Source organism: Bradyrhizobium sp. Ken51 (genome assembly GCF_055807435.1).
Genome location: NZ_JBVVPB010000004.1, coordinates 23,874 through 39,669, shown reverse-complemented (window position 1 = coordinate 39,669; position 15,796 = coordinate 23,874). Strand labels below are relative to the sequence as shown.

Sequence of the window (15,796 nt, the reverse complement as noted above, 5' to 3'; positions counted from 1 at the left end):
CCGGAGCCTCCAATGCCTCTCCTCATCCGCGGCGGCATCGTCGTCAATCATGATCATTCGCGCCGCGCGGACGTGCTGATCGACGGCGCGACCATCGTCGCGGTCGGGCAGTCGCTCGATGCGCCGACGAGGTGCGAGACCATCGATGCCGGCGGCGCCTACGTCATCCCGGGCGGCATCGATCCGCACACCCATCTCGAAATGCCGTTCATGGGCACTGTCACCGCGGACGATTTCGAATCGGGGACCAAGGCGGCACTGGTCGGCGGCACCACCATGGTGGTGGATTTCTGCCTGCCCGATCCCGGCCAGTCGATGCTCGCGGCCTATCAGGAGTGGCGGCACAAATCCGAGAAGGCGGCCTCCGACTACGGCTTCCACATGGCGGTAACGTCGTGGTCGAACCAGATCCATGACGAGATGGAGACCGTGGTCAAAACCTACGGCATCAACACCTTCAAGCACTTCATGGCCTACAAAGGCGCACTGATGGTGAACGACGACGAGCTCTACAACTCGTTCGCCCGCTGCGCCCATCTCGGCGCCATGCCCGTCGTGCATGCGGAGAACGGCGACGTCGTCGCCCTGATGCAGGAGGCGCTGATCGCGCGCGGTGTCACCGGCCCCGAGGGACATGCTTATTCACGGCCGCCGGAGGTCGAGGGCGAAGCCACCAACCGCGCCATCATGATCGCCGACATGACAGGGACGCCGGTCTACATCGTGCACACGAGCTGCCGCGAAGCACATGAGGCGATCGCGCGCGCACGTGCGGCGGGCAAGCGCGTGTACGGCGAGCCGCTGATCCAGCACTTGCTGCTGGACGCCGGTGAATATCAGAACAAGGACTGGGATCATTCCGCGCAGCGCGTGATGTCGCCGCCGTTCCGCGACAGGTCGCATCAGGATAGTCTTTGGGCCGGTCTGCAAGCCGGCTCGCTGCAGGTGGTCGCGACCGACCACTGCGCCTTCACCACCGAGCAGAAGCGGTTCGGGCGCGGCGATTTCAGAAAGATCCCGAACGGCACCGGCGGCCTCGAAGATCGCCTCGCGCTGCTGTGGACCGCGGGCGTCACCACGGGACGGCTGACGAAGGAGGAATTCGTCGCAGTGACCTCGGCGAACATCGCCCGCATCCTCAACATCTATCCGCGCAAGGGCGCGGTCGCCGTCGGCTCGGACGCGGATGTCGTGGTTTGGGATCCCAAGGCGAGCAGGACTATCAGCGCGAAGCGGCAGATGAGCCGGATCGACTACAATGTGTTCGAGGGCTTTTCCTGCACCGGCGGACCGGCGGCGACGCTGTCGCGCGGCCGAATCGTCTGGAAGGATGGCGATCTGCGCGCCGAGTCCGGCGACGGCCATTATGTCGAGCGCCCGGCGTTCTCGCCGGTGCATGTCGCCAATTCCACCTGGAAAGACCTGACTGCCCCGCAGGCCGTGAGCCGCGGAGCGGTGTCGCCGTAGAGCTGAGATGCGCACAGGATGCGGCGCCGTGAAGCGCGGCCGGTGGCATGCGCCTTGCCTCTTTAGGGTGCAAATCTCTCAAGAGTGAGGCACCCATGAGCGCATCATCTTTCGACCTAAACCGCCGCGGCGTGCTCGGCGGCCTCGGTCTTGCCGGAATGACCGCTCTCGCTCCGGGCTTCGCATGGGCTCAGGGGCGCAGCGAGACGCTGCTGGTGGTGCAGGAATTGGGTCCGAACTCGCTCGACATGCAGGGCGTCGGCTCCAATCAGACCGTGAACGGGCTGTCCTGGAATTGCTACGATCGCCTGCTGAGCTATGCCTCCAAGACGCTCCCCGACGGCACGCTGTCTTATGACCGCGAAAAGCTCGCACCTGAACTCGCCGAGAGCTGGGAGGTTGCGGCCGACGGCATGTCCTGCACTTTCAAACTGCGAAAGGACGCAAAATTTCACGACGGCACACCGGTCACCGCAAAGGACGTCAAATGGTCGTTCGACCGCGCGGTGAAGGTCGGCGGCTTTCCGACCTTTCAGATGTCGGCGGGGTCGCTGGAAAAGCCCGAGCAGTTCGTCGTAATCGACGACCACACCTTCCGCATCGACTATGTGCGCAAGGACAAGATGCTGCTGTTCAACGTCGCGGTGGTCGTGCCCTTCATCATCAACTCGGAGCTCGCGAAAAAGAACGCGACGGCGGAAGACCCATGGGCACTGGCCTGGCTCAGGAACAACGAGGCCGGCGGCGGCGCTTACAGGATCGAAAGCTGGAAGCCGGGCAGCGAGACCGTGCTGGCGCGCTTCGACGATTGGAAGAGCGGACCTCTCCCGAAGCTCAAGCGCGTGATCGCGCGCGACGTCCCCTCCGCCGGCACTCGCCGCGCCATGCTGGAGCGGGGTGATGCGGATATCTCCAGCGGCTTCGCGCCGCGTGACTTCGAGCAGATCATCAAGGAGGGCAAAGTCAAGGTCTCGGGCGTGCCGATCCCGAATGCGCTCTGGTCCGTCGCGCTCAACACCGCAAAGCCGCCGTTCGACAATGTAAAGCTGCGCCAGGCCGTCGCCTGGGCGATGCCCTATGAGCAGATCCAGAACAGCGCGTTCTTCCGACGTGCCGTTCCCATGTATGGCGGAGCAGCAGACGTCTCCAAGCCGGTCTGGCCGCAGGCGTTTCCCTATGTCACCGATCTCGACAAGGCCAAAGCCTTGATGAAGGAGGCAGGCTTCGAGTCAGGGCTAGAGACGACGTTGTCGCTCGACACCGGCACCGCCACGGTCGGCGAGCCGACCGCGATCCTGATCCAAGAGAGCCTCGCCAAGATCGGAATCAAGGCGGCGATCGAAAAGATTCCCGGCGCGAACTGGCGCACCACGCTGAACAAGAAGGAGCTGCCGCTCGCGCTGAACCGTTTCAGCGGCTGGCTCGATTACCCCGAATACTACTTCTACTGGAATTTTCATGGCAACAACTCGATCTTCAACATCTCCTCGTACCAGAACAAAGAGATGGACGCGCTGATCGACAAGGCGCGGTTCACCACGGATGCCGCCGAGTACGACAAGGCCGTGAAGGATTTCATCGCGCTCTGCATGCGCGATGTTCCCGTCGTCCCGCTTAATCAGCCGATCCACGACGTCGCGATGCAGAAGGCCATCACCGGTTACGAGTTCTGGTTTCATCGCGAGCCTGACTACCGGCAGTTCGCAAAGGGCTAGTTTTGACCCGCGATGCTCACAGGGCGTGAGGCGGCTCGCGCCTGCTCGGACGGGAAACTGCGCGCGAGCCGCGCCTCGCTCACGCGCAGCATCGCCGTATCGAGCTTGCCTTGCCGCGATCCATCCAGGGCACAAGCGAAAATCCGGTAGAATTGCGCGCCATCATAGGCGACCAGCAGCAGGTCGACGCCCGCGTTGATGGCTTCCACGACGGCCTGGCAGACGTCGTGCTGGTAGATCGCGCCCATCACGAGATCGTCGGTCATGACGATACCCTGATAGCCCCATTTGTCGCGAATGATCCCCTCGACGACACGCTTCGAATGCGAGGCAGCGCGGTCGGAATCGACGGCCGTGAGCGTGACATGGCCAACCATGAGCGCGCTGCGCGAATGCGACAGCACCTCCCGGAACGGGAGCCAGTCGGTTGCCTCCAACTCCTTCACCGGCGCGTCGAGGTTGGCGCTGAAATGGTGCGTGTCGGTGCGCACGCGCCCGATGCCGGGAAAATGCTTGAGCGTGCCGCCGACGCCGGATTCCTCCAGCCCGCGCACATAGGCGCTCGCGATCGCGCCGACGACAGCCGGATCGGCCGCAATCGCGCGCTGGCCGATCAACGTGTGAAAATCGAGGCGATTGCGCCGGACCGGTGGCTTGAGATCGAGCACCGGTGCGAGATTGAGGTTGACGCCGAGCCCGGCGAGTTCACGCCCGTGGATGCGGCCGAACTCTGCTGCTTTGGCCTGCTGGTCATCGGGGGCAAGCCCGGCAAGCGTCGCCAGCGCCGGCAGCTTCGTCAACGGCGGCGCAAGGTGCCCGACGATGCCGCCCTCCTGGTCCGCGGCGACCACCAGCGGCGGCAACCCGGCGGCTCGCCGCTTGTCCTGGAGCGCCGCGATCTCGGCACGCAGCGCCTCGGCGGTCCGGCCCCGGATGTTGTGCCGGGTGACGTAGACACCGCCGATCAAACCCTGCTCGGCAAGGCGCGCGACCTCCGGGAAGGAGGAATAACCGACCATGAAGTGAGGCCCGAGCTGACGCGCCTCGGCCGTACTGGCGGCAAGCACATCGTGCTTGCGCAGTTCGAATTTCAGATGCGCCGCCGACATCAGGAGCGGCGGAGCGCACCAGAGCATGACGAGCAGCTTGCCCGCGGTGCTGCGCCAACGCCCGCGGCGCAGCAGCACGATGACGATCACGATGCTTGTGACGACAACCGCGATGTTTCCAGCGCCGCGCAGCACGAGCAGATAGGGATCGTTCTTGTTCGCGGCCGCAAATGCGACGAGAGGCGCGGCAAGCCAGAGCAGAATGAGACCGATGCGGTTGAGGGATTGCATGATGCGTCACGCCCAATGTGATGAACGCATCGCACCTATCAAAGCGATTTGCGCCGCGTAAGGACCAAAAGCGCGCCTGCACGAAATCTGCAAAAGACTCCTGAAACCGTGCAGACGACGATCTCACCTTCTGCACGAACGACGTTCAGACTTCGTGATGCCACCATTCACGAAAGGTCTTCTGGACATGACGAGCCTGGCTACGACGATAGCAGCGGACCTCCAGCCGATCAGGCCCTCCTCCATTCCTGCCAAGCTTGGTCTCGCACTGGCACTGGCCGCGGTCGCCGACTGGCTGTTCTATGGCCCACGGATCGGCCTATCGCTGACGCTCTTTGCGATCGCGACGGCTTGCGTGTCGATGCTGTTCAATCATGCGGCGCTGGACCTGCGACGCGGCATCACCGGGGCGGCCATTCTCGTCGCCGGTCTCGTGCCGGCGACAGAGGAGCTCAATGCGCTGTCCTTCCTGATCCTCGTCGCGGCGCTGCTCATGGCACTGCTGCTCGCGACCAATTCGGAGACAACGGGCTTCGCGGACCGTGCCCGGGCGATACGAAACTTTGTCCTGTTCGGGCCCTTCAGGGTCTTCCCCGAAGCGCTTCAAATCTTCAACATGTCGGCACTCACTCGGAGCATCGCACTCTGGCTTCTGCCTGCAGCGCTGAGCACTGTCTTCATAGCACTGTTCGCCGCAGCCAATCCGCTGATTGAGCAGTGGGTGTTCCTGCTCAATCCAAAGCTCATCCTCGACTATGTCAGCATCCCGCGCGTGCTGTTCTGGACCATGATGCTGTCGCTGGTCTGGCCGTTCATCCATGTGCGCTGGCGGCGCAGAAAGATTGTCACTACGACCATCGCAGATATCCCTGTGCCGCCGCCGCTGCAGTCGCAAGTCTCAGCTGAGTTCATGGGCCCGTCCACCATCCTGCGTTCGCTGATCCTGTTCAATCTGCTGTTCGCGGCACAATCCATTCTCGACGGCATCTACCTCTGGGGCCATGTCGCGCTGCCGGCCAACATGACTTATGCCGCCTATGCCCATCGCGGCGCCTACCCACTGATCGCCACCGCCCTGCTCGCCGCCGCCTTCGTGCTGGTGGCGATGCGTCCGGGCGGCCCGGCGGAGAAATCGAAGATCATCCGGCCGCTGGTCTATCTCTGGGTGGGACAGAACGTCCTGCTGGTCGCCTCCTCCATCCTTCGCCTCGACCTTTACGTCGACATCTACATGCTGACCTACGGGCGCATCGCAGCGTTCATCTGGATGGGGCTGGTGGCGCTCGGGCTAATCCTGATCGTCGCCCGTATCGTGCTGGACAAGTCCAACCAATGGCTCGTCGGCGCCAATCTGATCGCGTTAACGATCGCGCTGTATGGCTGCTCGCTGGTGAACTTCGATGCCTTCATCGCCGACTATAATCTGAGCCACAGCAACGAAATGTCCGGTAAGGGCTTGAACATCGACGCCGACTATCTCCTCACACTCGGGCCGCAGGCGCTGCCTGCCCTCGACAAGGTCATCGCTCATCGCCCGGGCGACAACTGCCTTGTGTCGCGGCGCGATCGGCTTGTAGAAGTCCAGCGTCAGGATCTGGCCTGGCGGAGCTGGGGCTTCCGGAATTGGCGGCTCCAGCGCAGGCTGGACGCGCTGGCGAAAGCTCGGCCGGCGGGCTGACGAGGCAGCGGAGAGGTTCTTGGCGCATCGCATTCTCATCGTCGACGACGAAGGCCATATCCGCGAGGTCATCCGCGTCGCTTTGAAGAAAGCCGGCATGGACGTGATCGAGGCGCGCGACGGCAAGGAGGCGCTGAGCCGCTTTGCCGCCGACAAGCCTGACCTGATCGTACTCGACATCGGCATGCCCGAATTCGACGGCCTCGACGTCTGCCGCGAGGTGCGCAAGAGCTCCGACGTGCCAATCCTGTTCCTGTCGGCCCGCGACGAGGAGATCGACCGCATCCTCGGCCTCGAGATCGGCGGCGACGATTATGTGACGAAGCCTTTCAGCCCGCGCGAGCTGGTGGCGCGGGTCAACGTCATCCTGCGCCGTCTCGGTCCGCGCAATGGCGAGGCCAAGCCGGGGCCGTCGGCACTCGCGCAAGGCGGCCTGCTGATCGACCCCGAGCAGCATGTCGCGTCGTTCGCCGGCACGCCGCTAAAGCTGACTGCGATCGAGTTCGGCATCTTGCGCGCGTTCCTGACCCGGCCGACCTCCGTGTTCAATCGCGAGCAACTGATGCGGGCCGCCTACCAGCTCAACATCCAGGTCTCCGACCGCACCATCGACAGCCACATCCGCAACATCCGTGCCAAGCTCGCGTCACTGGCCTGTGACAACGTCATCGAGACCATCCACGGCGTCGGTTTCAAGCTCGGCCGCTGCGAGAAGGAGGCATGAGCGCCGCGCCCGACAAATGGCGGCCGTCGCTTACCCTCGTGATCTTCACGGTGCTGGCGACCGTCGGCGTGCTGCCGCTGGTCGGCCTGTTCTTCTTCCGCCTCTACGACAACCAGCTGATCCGCCAGACCCAGGCCGAGCTGATCGCACAGAGCCGCGTGCTCGCGACGATCTACGCGCAGGAGGTCACAACGCGGCTCGACAGCGGCCTGACGCTCGGCGCCGAGGTGCCGCCGAACGTGCTGCCTGATCCGGGCGACCAGGTCACCCCGATCCGCCCTGCGCTCGACCTCACCGCCAACGATTTGTTGCGGCGGCGGCCCGAGGCGCAAGCAGCAATCCGGCCGGCGCAGCCAGCCTATGTCGATATTGGCGCAAGACTGACGCCGATCATCCGCGAGACCCAGAAGGTGACGCTGGCAGGCTTTCGCATCCTCGATCCCCAGGGCGTGGTGATCGCCGGGCGGCAGGAGGTCGGGCAATCGCTCGCTCATATCGAGGAGGTCGCTGACGCGCTGCATGGGCAATACCGCGCCACCTTGCGCAACCGCGTGCCCGACAAGCCGCCGCCATCGATCTATTCCTTTAGCCGCGGCCTCGGCGTCCACGTGTTTTCGGCAATGCCTGTCATCGTCAACAACCGCGTTGCCGGGGTGATCTACACGACGCGGACGCCGAGCAACATCTTCGACCATCTCTACCAGGAGCGGGCCAAGTTCGTGCTGGCGGGGCTCGCCGTGATTCTCGGCACGATCGCGATTGGCCTCGTATTCTCGCGCACCATCACGCTGCCGATGCGCGAGCTGATCGATCGCGCCACCAGAATAGGCCGCGGCGACCGCGAGGCGTTCAGGCCGCTCCGACATTACGGCACCCGCGAGTTCGCGCAGCTCTCACACAGCTTCCTCGGCATGGCCGAGCAGTTGGCGCGGCGCTCGGATTATATCGCGACGTTCTCGGCCCATCTCACCCACGAGCTGAAATCGCCGCTGACCTCGATCAAGGGCGCGGCCGAGCTGTTACAGGATTCGGTTCAGGGCAAAGCAGGCAGCCTGACGCCGGCCGAGCAGGAGACGTTCATCGCCAACATCCTGTCCGACACAAAGCGGCTGGAGGCGATGGCGCAGCGGCTGCGCGAACTCGCGCGTGCCGAAAGCCTGCCGCAAAACGAGCGTACGGAACTGGCGCCCGTGATTGCCGAACTCAGGAGCCGGTTTCCGGTGAGCTCAATCAAGGCCAGCGGCGGCCTCGACCTGATGATCGGCATGTCAGCTGAGAAGGCGCTGATCGTGCTGTCGCATCTCGCCGACAATGCGATGCGGCACAAGGCTGGGACAATCAGGCTGGAGGCGATCGATGAGCGTACGACCCTGCTTCTGACTGTGAGTAACGACGGCGAGCCGATCTCGGCGCCGAACCGCGACAGGATCTTCGATGCGTTCTTCACCACTCGCCGCGACCAGGGCGGCACCGGGATGGGGCTGGCGATCGCGCGCGCGGTGATGGCGAGTCATGGCGGCTCGATCAGGCTCAAGCCGACCGATCAGGGCGCGGCGTTCGAGCTCCAGTTTCCAATGGGCTAGATCGCGAACACCCACGCGGCGACGATGGTGCCGATGGTGACCAAGCCGGCGATGGTCCAGCCGGCGGCGTATTCCAGCTCAGGATGACCGGTCGCCCGCATGATCTCTGCCGGATCGGCGGTATGCTTCTCTGCCATGACAGCCTCGCACGTTACTTTCCGCGTCATATGTAAGTCGCATCAGCCACCATTAGGTTCCATCACGGAAATGCGAGGGATGACGCAGCTTGGTTTGTTCGCTGATCCGCAAGCAGCAGGGCCAGCCGGCCTTCGCTACACGGATGAATTCGTCGAGGCCGCCGTCGAGCAGGCGCTGATCGGCCGCATCGCAGCATTGCCGCTCCAGCGCTTCCAGTTCGGCGCCTTCGAGGGCAACCGCCGGGTGGCGTCCTTCGGTTATCGCTATGACTACACAGCGCAGCGGCTGGCCGAGGCCGAGCCGATCCCGGACTGGGTCCTCCCCGTCGCGCGGCAGGTCGAGGCATGGGCGGGTCTCGCCGGCGGCAGCGTGCGGCAGGTGCTCTGCACCGAATACGAGGCCGGCGTCGGCATCGGCTGGCATCGCGACAAGCCGCATTTCGACAAAATCCTCGGCCTGTCGCTGGGCTCGTCCTGCAAATTCCGCTTCCGCCGCCGTAGCGGCGACAAATGGGAGCGCCACACGCTCGAAGCCCGGCCGCGCTCGCTTTACATGATGGACGGCGAGGCGCGGTCGCAATGGGAGCACAGCATCCCGCCGGTCGAGGCGCGCCGCTATTCCATCACCTTCCGGACGATGAAGCAGTCCTGACCGGCCGGCCAAACAAAAAAACGCGAAAACAACCCCATGCACAGTAGAACGGCGTGTCGTCGCGAGGCTCGGTCCCGCGGGGTAACCGTTTGACGCGTCGGGGCAAAACAGCCGCACCGCGCAAAGGCGCAAGGCCCGGCGAACTTGCCTTCCAATTCGTGTTTACATGCTAAACTGGTTCCACGCGCCGCGCGGGAGGGAAGCCGCGATTGCAGGTCCAGGGAGGCAAGATGAAAGCCGGTCGATTGATCCTCGCCTGCGCCCTCGTCGTCGCAACCGCCTCCGGCGTCGCCGATGCCTCCGACGCGACGCCCGCAAAAGTCTCGGGCGCGACGGCGCTGGCGCTCGCAGGGGTGATCGCGCCGCTGTCCTCTGCCCTGTCCGGCGCCGAGAAGAAGGCAATGGCGATGCTGTTCGCCGCCAACAGCGACATTCCCTACAAGAAGCCGATCGTGGTGACCGCCGATCGAATCGTCTGTCGCGCCGGCAATGTCGACATCACCGTCCGGAACTGCGAAGTCACATTCGGCAAGAAGACCAGGACGGTGAACGGCTCCACGGCCAACGAGATCTTCGCCACCGAAGCACTGGCCGGGATTCCGCCCGACGGCGCCGCGGGATCGAATTTCGAGAGCCTGACCAAGCTGAGCTGCACGATCGACCCCAATGCCATCCGCCGGAAGGACGGCAGCGGGGCGGATTGCACCTTCCAGCCGGGCAATTGAACCACGCGTGGCGGACGGAGCCGGAAGAGAACCGCGGGTGCCGTGAAATCGCCTCATGACCAACTAACTAATAAGGCGAATTGAAAAGACGGGCCAAACGCGCGAGCCCATATCGGGCACGCAGGGCCGACACCGACATGAAGAATTTTCTCGCATTTTTTCTAATTCTGGGCATCACGGCAGCCTCCGCACACGGTCCCCTACCGATGCTGCCGGCCGCGCCGTCCGATCTCGTGCGGGTCGGCCTCACCGACAACGACACCGCCGCGGGCGGCACCGCGCGGCTGTGCGAGCAGGTCACCTTCTCGCGCGGCCTGCGCTACGGCGAGAGCGAAGCCAATGTGCTCGATGTTGCCACCGCCACGACCAAGGCGGATACGCCGCGGCCGGTGCTGCTGTTCGTGACCGGCGACACCTTCACCGGCGACCGCGCCGCGCCGGAGCTGTCGCGCCAGATCCAGGACCAGGCCATGTGCTTTGCCGCCCGCAACGACATGATCGGCGTGCGCGTCAACTACCGGCTGGCGCCCTCGGCGACGTGGCCGGCGGGTGCGACCGACGTGGCGGCGGCGCTGTCCTGGGTCCACGGCAATATCGACCTGTTCAACGGCGATGCCCGCGAGATCGTCGCGGTCGGCTACGGCGCCGGCGCCTTCCATGTCGCCACCCTGCTGGCCCATCCCGAACTCCAGACCGACCGCGCCGACGTCGCGGCTGTCGTGCTGGTCTCCGGGGTCTACCGCGCCGGCAAGGACGCGAGCGACAGCGAGAAGGCCTATCTCGGCAGCGACGCCAGCCAGTACAACAAGCGTTCGGTCTTCCCCGGCATCCTCAATGTCGACGTTCCGATCGTGCTGGCCTGGGCTGCGGATGATTCCGCCGGCATCACGGCGCAGGGCGAAACCCTGAAGAAGACGCTCTGCGGCGCCGGCCATTGTCCGCGTAGCGCGCTGCTGCGCAGCCGCGACGGCATAGCGAGCGCCTTCGGCCTCGACGGCTCCGGCGACAGCCTCGCCGAGCCGACCCTGCTGCTGGTGCATCAGCTCGAGGCGCGCGGTCTGCCGTAGGGGGTTGCGGACACAGCTCCTGCAAGGTCATGGCTCGGCCGGATATCACTGCACCATACCGGGTACGCATCCTTCCGCGGCCACCCGTTCATCACCGTCATCCTGAGGTGGCCGCTTCTTCGGCGGCCCTCGAAGGACGACGGCCCAACTCTCTCCGCGCGGTAGCAGCGGTGGCCGTTCATCGTTCGAGGCCCCCGGCGCGATGCTTTTCGCATCGCGCCACTCGCACCTCAGGATGACGGAGTTAGATGCACAGGGCACGTCAATACGCTTGCCGTTTCCGTTCGGGTGGCAAGAAGCGCGCCATCCGGCCATAGCTTTGACAAACGCTTGACGTAGATCAACTCCTCTTGCTGCGGAGTGAGCCGACCTCGTTGGGGGCCAACGACAAGGTGTTGAGCATGGGCGTCACCGGCAGAATGCTGTTCGTTTCGATGATCGCGTTCGCGTCGCTCGGCGCGATGTCCGAGCAACGCGCCGATCAACCCACCGCCGACAACGAAATCCGCATCGGCAATGTCATGCCGTATTCGGGACCGCTCTCGGAGTTCGGCGCTATTGGCCAGGCGGAAGCGGCCTATTTCGACATGGTCAACGCGCGCGGCGGCATCAACGGCCGCAAGATCCGCTTCATCACCCGCGACGACAATTCCGATCCGACCACAGCGCTGGAGCTGACCCGCAACCTGGTCGAGACGGACGACGTGCACTTGATGTTCGGCTCGTTCGGCACACCGGGCAATCTCGCCGCGCGCTGGTATCTGAACGCGAAGAAGATCCCGCAGCTGTTCGTCGCCTCCGGCGACGAGGAGCTGAGCCAGGCCAAGGCGTTTCCCTGGACCATGGGCTGGCAGCCGTCGTACCGGTCGGAGGGGCGCATCTACGCCAACTATCTCCAGGCCTATTATCCCAGGAAGAAGATCGTGGTGCTCTGGCAGAACGACCAGTTCGGGCGTGCGCTTCTCAAGGGCATGGAGGAAGGTCTTGGCGATCTGAACCGTCTCGTCCTCGTCGACATCGCTTTCGACATTGCCGACGAGCATCTCGACGGACACGTGTCGATCCTCAAGCGCGCCGGCGCCGATATTTTCGTCTTTCTCGGCGTGCCGTCGACGGCGTCCAAGGTGATCAAGCTGGTGGCGGCAATGAAATGGCGCCCGGTCTTCATCGTCAACGACGCCTCCGCCTCGATCGCCAACGCGATGGCGCCCGCAGGCCTGGAGAATTCGTCCGGCGTGATCTCGGCGGCCTTTCTGAAGGACCCGAGCGATCCCGCATGGAAGGACGATCCTGCCATGAAGGACTGGTTCGCCTTCATGGACAAGTACCATCACGTCGAAAGCACCAACAGCAGCGCTGCGCTCTATGGCTATGCCGCAGCCGAGGCGCTGACGCAGGTGCTGAAGCAATGCGGCGACGATTTCTCGCGCGAGAACATCATGCGTCAGGCTGCTTCGCTGAAGAATTATCAGCCGTCGGTCGCCCTGCCCGACATCAGGATGAACACCTCGCCAACCAGCTATTTGCCGATCAGGCAGATGCGGCTGGTGCAGTTCGACGGCCGTTCCTGGCAACCCTTCGGCGAGGTAATCGAGACGGCGTTTACGGAAGGCGCGGCGCGGTGAGTTGACGTGAGGCGCGTGAGTGAAGCAACAGCGCCGCGGCTAAAACCTCTCCCGCTTGCGGGAGAGGTCGGCGCGAAGCGCCGGGTGAGGGCTCTCTCCGCTTGGGGGCTCTCCCATTGAGGAGACACCCTCTCCCCAGCCCTCTCCCGCAAGCGGGAGAGGTGGCAGACCTTCCTCGCGGCCACAACGGGGGCTCAATCAGGAAAGCCTGTTCGTCCTCACGCCGGCTTCAGCGAGGCCAGCGCGTTCTCCAGCAGCGAGCGTACCCGCGCCGCGTCGCCGGATTTCACCACCGCGGGGTCGAGATAGAGCTCCAGCCCGGGCGCACGCTCGGTGATGATCCCGCTCCTTTCAGCCGCCGCGTCGTTCAGCGCGTCGACCGAATAGGGAATCACTTCGCGGCTGATGCCCTTCATCGTGATCGCGGGCAGCGCGTGGGCGCGGACAATGTCGCTGACCAGCGCGAAGGTTTCGTAGCTCAGCACGATGCCGCCGGGCTCGGCGATCGATTGCAGGCGCGCGGCGAGGTTCGCCTCGGCACCGATGATGGTGTAGTCCATGCGGTCGCTGCTGCCGAAATTGCCGACATTGCAATAGCCGGAATTGATGCCCATGCGGGCCTTGAACGGCAACTCGATGCCAGAGGCGCGCCATTTCGCATTGAGCTCAGTGAGGCGGTGCTGCATGCGCCAGGCCATCTGGAGGCAAGCCTGCGCGTCGGCCCGGTCGCCCTTGGTCTCGGGATCGCCGAAGAAGATCAGCATGGCATCGCCGATGAACTTGTCGACGGTGCCGCCATATTCGTGGGCGACCGCCGACATCTCGGTGAAATATTCGTTGAGGAGCTGCGTCAGTAACTCCGGCTGGAGTCGCTCCGCCGTCGCGGTGAAGTTCTGGATGTCGGAGAAGAAGATGGTGAGCTTCTTGCGCTCGGTGTGGATAGTGACGTCCTTCTGGCCGGAGAAGATGCTCCGGTAGACCTGCGGCGGAATGTAGCGCGAGATCTTCATCGAGAGCGAGGCGAGGAAGTCGTTGGCGGATTCGAGTTCCTTGTTCATGCCCTTGATGCGGCTGGCCTGGCGGCGCTGCAGCGAGAGGAACGACAGGCCGCTGCCGGCGGCGATCAGAAAATAGGCCAGCAAAAACTTGAACGAGAAGATGTTGGCGGCGATCGGCTGGGCGATGATCACCTCCTGGATGCCTCTGACGTCCCCGACCTTCCAGTCCTTCTTCGGGCTCTCGGGGTGGCTGTTGTGGCAGCTAACGCAGGCCGGGCCCATCGTCACCGGAGCGATCAGCCGGACCTTGTCGTTGAACAGCGAGGTCTCGGTCTCGACGATCTTCTGCTCGGGATCGTTGCGAAGCGATTCGAGCGCATCCTTCTCGAACTTGTCGAGCTGGTGCGGGGCGCGGTTCTGGAACGGGAAGTCCGAGACGAAACGGTAGGTGATGTTTTCCTGCTGCGCCCCGATCACCCGCCCGAGTTCCAGCGACAATGTCGCCGGGATCGGGATCGCGCCGGGAACGGATTCGTAGTTGTGAGCGACCTTTGTCGAGCCATTTTGATTGGCGAGGATGCGACCGACCACGTTGGACGCGTAGTAGCTGCGCACGCTGGTAATGACCGAATTGAGATCGACGGCCTGCCGGCGCAGCCCGGTCTTGCTCAGCTCCGTCAGATCCAGCCATACGGCCAGCGGCAGGGCGAGCAGCAGGAAGACGATTGCGGCACCGGTCAGGATACCGCTCTTGCGCTGTTCTTCGGAGATCTCTTGCTTCACTCTTTGGCTCCGTGATGAGCGCTCTTGTCTTGATCTCGGGGGATTTGCGGCACAGAGCCAATAAACGCGCTCCCGCGCAACCCCATTTTATGGTGGTCGCGCCAAGCGGCTTTTCGTTTCATGGCGAATGTTTAAGATCGGCATTGACTTCCATTCACTTCGCCGGGAGATCCACCAAATGACCGAGACCATCCGTATCAAGCGCTTCAATGCGCGCGCCGTCATCGTGCCGATGAACCTCCCGCTCAAAACCTCGACCGGGGCTGTCGCAAAGGCGCCGCTGGTGCTGATCGACTGCGAGACTGACCTCGGCGCAACCGGGCACGCGTATCTGTTCTCGATCACCCCATCGGCCTTGAAGCCGCTGACGGCGATGGTCGCGGAAATGTCGGAGCTCGTCGCCGGCGACGAGCTCCTGCCGTTCGAGATCGAGCGCAAGCTGACCCAGCGCTTCACGCTCCTGGGTTTGGCCGGCCTGCAGCGGCTGGCGCAATCCGGCATCGACATGGCGGCATGGGACGCGCTGGCACGCGCTCGAAGCCTGCCGCTGGCGCGCCTGCTCGGCGGCACGCCGAAACCGGTCAGGGCCTACAATTCGAAGGGGCTCGGCATCATGCCGGCTGGTGCCGCGGTGGAGGAAGCCCACAAGCTGCTGGCCGAGGGCTTTCAGGCCGCAAAGATCCGCGTCGGCCGCCCCGATGCGCGGGAAGACCTGAAGGTGGTGCGCGCGGTGCGCAAGGCCGTCGGCGACGACGTGACGCTGATGTGCGACTACAACCAGGCGCTGACGGTCAGCGAGGCGATCCGCCGCGGCGAGATGCTCGACGATGAGGGGCTGACCTGGATCGAGGAGCCGATCCGTCACGACGATTATGAGGGCAACGCCCGTATCGCGGATGCGCTGCGCACCCCGGTCCAGATCGGCGAGAATTTTGATAGCGCGTTCGCGATGCAATCCGCGCTCTCCGCCGAGGCCTGCGACTACGTGATGCCCGACGTGCAGCGCATCGGCGGCGTCACCGGCTGGCTGCGCGCCGCCGCGCTGGCGCACGCCGCCGGGATCGAGATGTCGACGCATCTGTTCTCGGAAGTCAGCGCGCATCTGCTCTGCGTGACGCCGACCGCACATTGGCTGGAATATGTCGATTGGGCCGATGCGGTGCTCGCGACCCGTTTGCAGATCAAGAACGGCTTTGCGCTGCCGACCGAGGAGCCCGGCAACGGGATTGCGTGGGACGAGGTGGCGGTGAAGAAGTATCTGGTCGAATAGGCCGCGTTTCGTCGCGACGCATCAAAGTGCGG

General features: G+C 64.2%; 13 protein-coding genes. 10 read left to right on the top strand and 3 right to left on the bottom strand.

Going from position 1 to position 15,796, the window contains the following annotated elements:
• Positions 1-12: 12 nt before the first annotated feature.
• Together hydA and AC0L27_RS09495 are read left to right on the top strand one after the other, a co-directional pair.
• Positions 13-1,467 carry a dihydropyrimidinase gene (gene hydA, locus AC0L27_RS09500; protein WP_473318783.1) on the top strand — a complete coding sequence of 485 codons (1,455 nt, stop codon included), beginning with the start codon at positions 13-15 and terminating at the stop codon, positions 1,465-1,467.
• A gap of 95 nt (positions 1,468-1,562) precedes the next feature.
• The gene (locus tag AC0L27_RS09495; RefSeq protein WP_354208297.1) at positions 1,563-3,182 is read left to right on the top strand and encodes an ABC transporter substrate-binding protein; all 1,620 of its coding nucleotides are present in this window, start codon (positions 1,563-1,565) and stop codon (positions 3,180-3,182) included.
• Here the strand turns inward: AC0L27_RS09495 and AC0L27_RS09490 are convergent.
• Positions 3,179-4,522 (bottom strand): glycoside hydrolase family 3 N-terminal domain-containing protein, encoded by a 1,344-nt coding sequence (locus AC0L27_RS09490; RefSeq protein WP_354208298.1) that lies wholly within the window; start codon positions 4,520-4,522, stop codon positions 3,179-3,181. The two genes, AC0L27_RS09495 and AC0L27_RS09490, sit on opposite strands and share 4 nt — an antisense overlap.
• Before the next feature lie 187 nt (positions 4,523-4,709).
• Here AC0L27_RS09490 and AC0L27_RS09485 point away from each other — a divergent pair, with 187 nt between their 5' ends.
• Genes AC0L27_RS09485 through AC0L27_RS09475 form a run of 3 tightly spaced genes read left to right on the top strand, consistent with a single transcriptional unit; the run spans position 4,710 to position 8,507 of the window.
• Complete coding sequence (locus AC0L27_RS09485; RefSeq protein WP_354208299.1) at positions 4,710-6,200, top strand: DUF4153 domain-containing protein; 1,491 nt, start codon at positions 4,710-4,712, stop codon at positions 6,198-6,200.
• A 19-nt stretch (positions 6,201-6,219) separates the two neighbouring features.
• Complete coding sequence (locus tag AC0L27_RS09480; protein ID WP_354208300.1) at positions 6,220-6,924, top strand: response regulator transcription factor; 705 nt, start codon at positions 6,220-6,222, stop codon at positions 6,922-6,924.
• A complete protein-coding gene (locus AC0L27_RS09475) occupies positions 6,921-8,507 on the top strand; it encodes an ATP-binding protein (RefSeq protein ID WP_354208301.1) in 1,587 nt (528 codons plus the stop codon). Before AC0L27_RS09480 ends, AC0L27_RS09475 begins: the two co-directional genes overlap by 4 nt.
• Here AC0L27_RS09475 and AC0L27_RS09470 read toward each other — a convergent pair.
• Positions 8,504-8,644: a hypothetical protein gene (locus AC0L27_RS09470; RefSeq protein ID WP_007597071.1), complete on the bottom strand. Its 141-nt coding sequence runs from the start codon at positions 8,642-8,644 to the stop codon at positions 8,504-8,506. The genes AC0L27_RS09475 and AC0L27_RS09470 overlap by 4 nt on opposite strands.
• Before the next feature lie 79 nt (positions 8,645-8,723).
• Here AC0L27_RS09470 and AC0L27_RS09465 point away from each other — a divergent pair, with 79 nt between their 5' ends.
• The 4 genes from AC0L27_RS09465 (at position 8,724) to AC0L27_RS09450 (ending at position 12,713) form a co-directional block, all read left to right on the top strand.
• Entirely contained in the window at positions 8,724-9,296 is a 573-nt protein-coding gene (locus AC0L27_RS09465; RefSeq protein WP_354208302.1) for an alpha-ketoglutarate-dependent dioxygenase AlkB, read from the top strand.
• 230 nt (positions 9,297-9,526) lie between these two features.
• Positions 9,527-10,021, top strand: a complete 495-nt coding sequence (locus tag AC0L27_RS09460; protein ID WP_354208303.1) for a hypothetical protein — start codon at positions 9,527-9,529, stop codon at positions 10,019-10,021.
• Positions 10,022-10,158: 137 nt separating this feature from the next.
• A complete protein-coding gene (locus tag AC0L27_RS09455) occupies positions 10,159-11,088 on the top strand; it encodes an alpha/beta hydrolase (RefSeq protein WP_275171027.1) in 930 nt (309 codons plus the stop codon).
• Between the two features lie 401 nt (positions 11,089-11,489).
• On the top strand, positions 11,490-12,713 hold the full coding sequence (locus AC0L27_RS09450; RefSeq protein ID WP_354208366.1) for an ABC transporter substrate-binding protein: 1,224 nt from the start codon (positions 11,490-11,492) through the stop codon (positions 12,711-12,713).
• 218 nt (positions 12,714-12,931) lie between these two features.
• Here the strand turns inward: AC0L27_RS09450 and AC0L27_RS09445 are convergent, their stop codons facing one another.
• Positions 12,932-14,494 carry an adenylate/guanylate cyclase domain-containing protein gene (locus AC0L27_RS09445; protein ID WP_275171023.1) on the bottom strand — a complete coding sequence of 521 codons (1,563 nt, stop codon included), beginning with the start codon at positions 14,492-14,494 and terminating at the stop codon, positions 12,932-12,934.
• Positions 14,495-14,672: 178 nt separating this feature from the next.
• Here AC0L27_RS09445 and AC0L27_RS09440 point away from each other — a divergent pair, with 178 nt between their 5' ends.
• Positions 14,673-15,764: an enolase C-terminal domain-like protein gene (locus AC0L27_RS09440; protein ID WP_354208304.1), complete on the top strand. Its 1,092-nt coding sequence runs from the start codon at positions 14,673-14,675 to the stop codon at positions 15,762-15,764.
• The last annotated feature ends 32 nt before the right edge of the window (positions 15,765-15,796 follow it).

Coding starts and splice junctions, on each gene's coding strand:
- AC0L27_RS09455 (WP_275171027.1), top strand. CDS start 10,159: ATGAAGAATTTTCTCGCATTTTTTCTAATTCTGGGCATCACGGCAGCC.
- AC0L27_RS09450 (WP_354208366.1), top strand. CDS start 11,490: ATGGGCGTCACCGGCAGAATGCTGTTCGTTTCGATGATCGCGTTCGCG.
- AC0L27_RS09495 (WP_354208297.1), top strand. CDS start 1,563: ATGAGCGCATCATCTTTCGACCTAAACCGCCGCGGCGTGCTCGGCGGC.
- AC0L27_RS09460 (WP_354208303.1), top strand. CDS start 9,527: ATGAAAGCCGGTCGATTGATCCTCGCCTGCGCCCTCGTCGTCGCAACC.
- AC0L27_RS09490 (WP_354208298.1), bottom strand. CDS start 4,522: ATGCAATCCCTCAACCGCATCGGTCTCATTCTGCTCTGGCTTGCCGCG.
- AC0L27_RS09475 (WP_354208301.1), top strand. CDS start 6,921: ATGAGCGCCGCGCCCGACAAATGGCGGCCGTCGCTTACCCTCGTGATC.
- AC0L27_RS09470 (WP_007597071.1), bottom strand. CDS start 8,644: ATGGCAGAGAAGCATACCGCCGATCCGGCAGAGATCATGCGGGCGACC.
- AC0L27_RS09485 (WP_354208299.1), top strand. CDS start 4,710: ATGACGAGCCTGGCTACGACGATAGCAGCGGACCTCCAGCCGATCAGG.
- AC0L27_RS09440 (WP_354208304.1), top strand. CDS start 14,673: ATGACCGAGACCATCCGTATCAAGCGCTTCAATGCGCGCGCCGTCATC.
- hydA (WP_473318783.1), top strand. CDS start 13: ATGCCTCTCCTCATCCGCGGCGGCATCGTCGTCAATCATGATCATTCG.
- AC0L27_RS09465 (WP_354208302.1), top strand. CDS start 8,724: ATGACGCAGCTTGGTTTGTTCGCTGATCCGCAAGCAGCAGGGCCAGCC.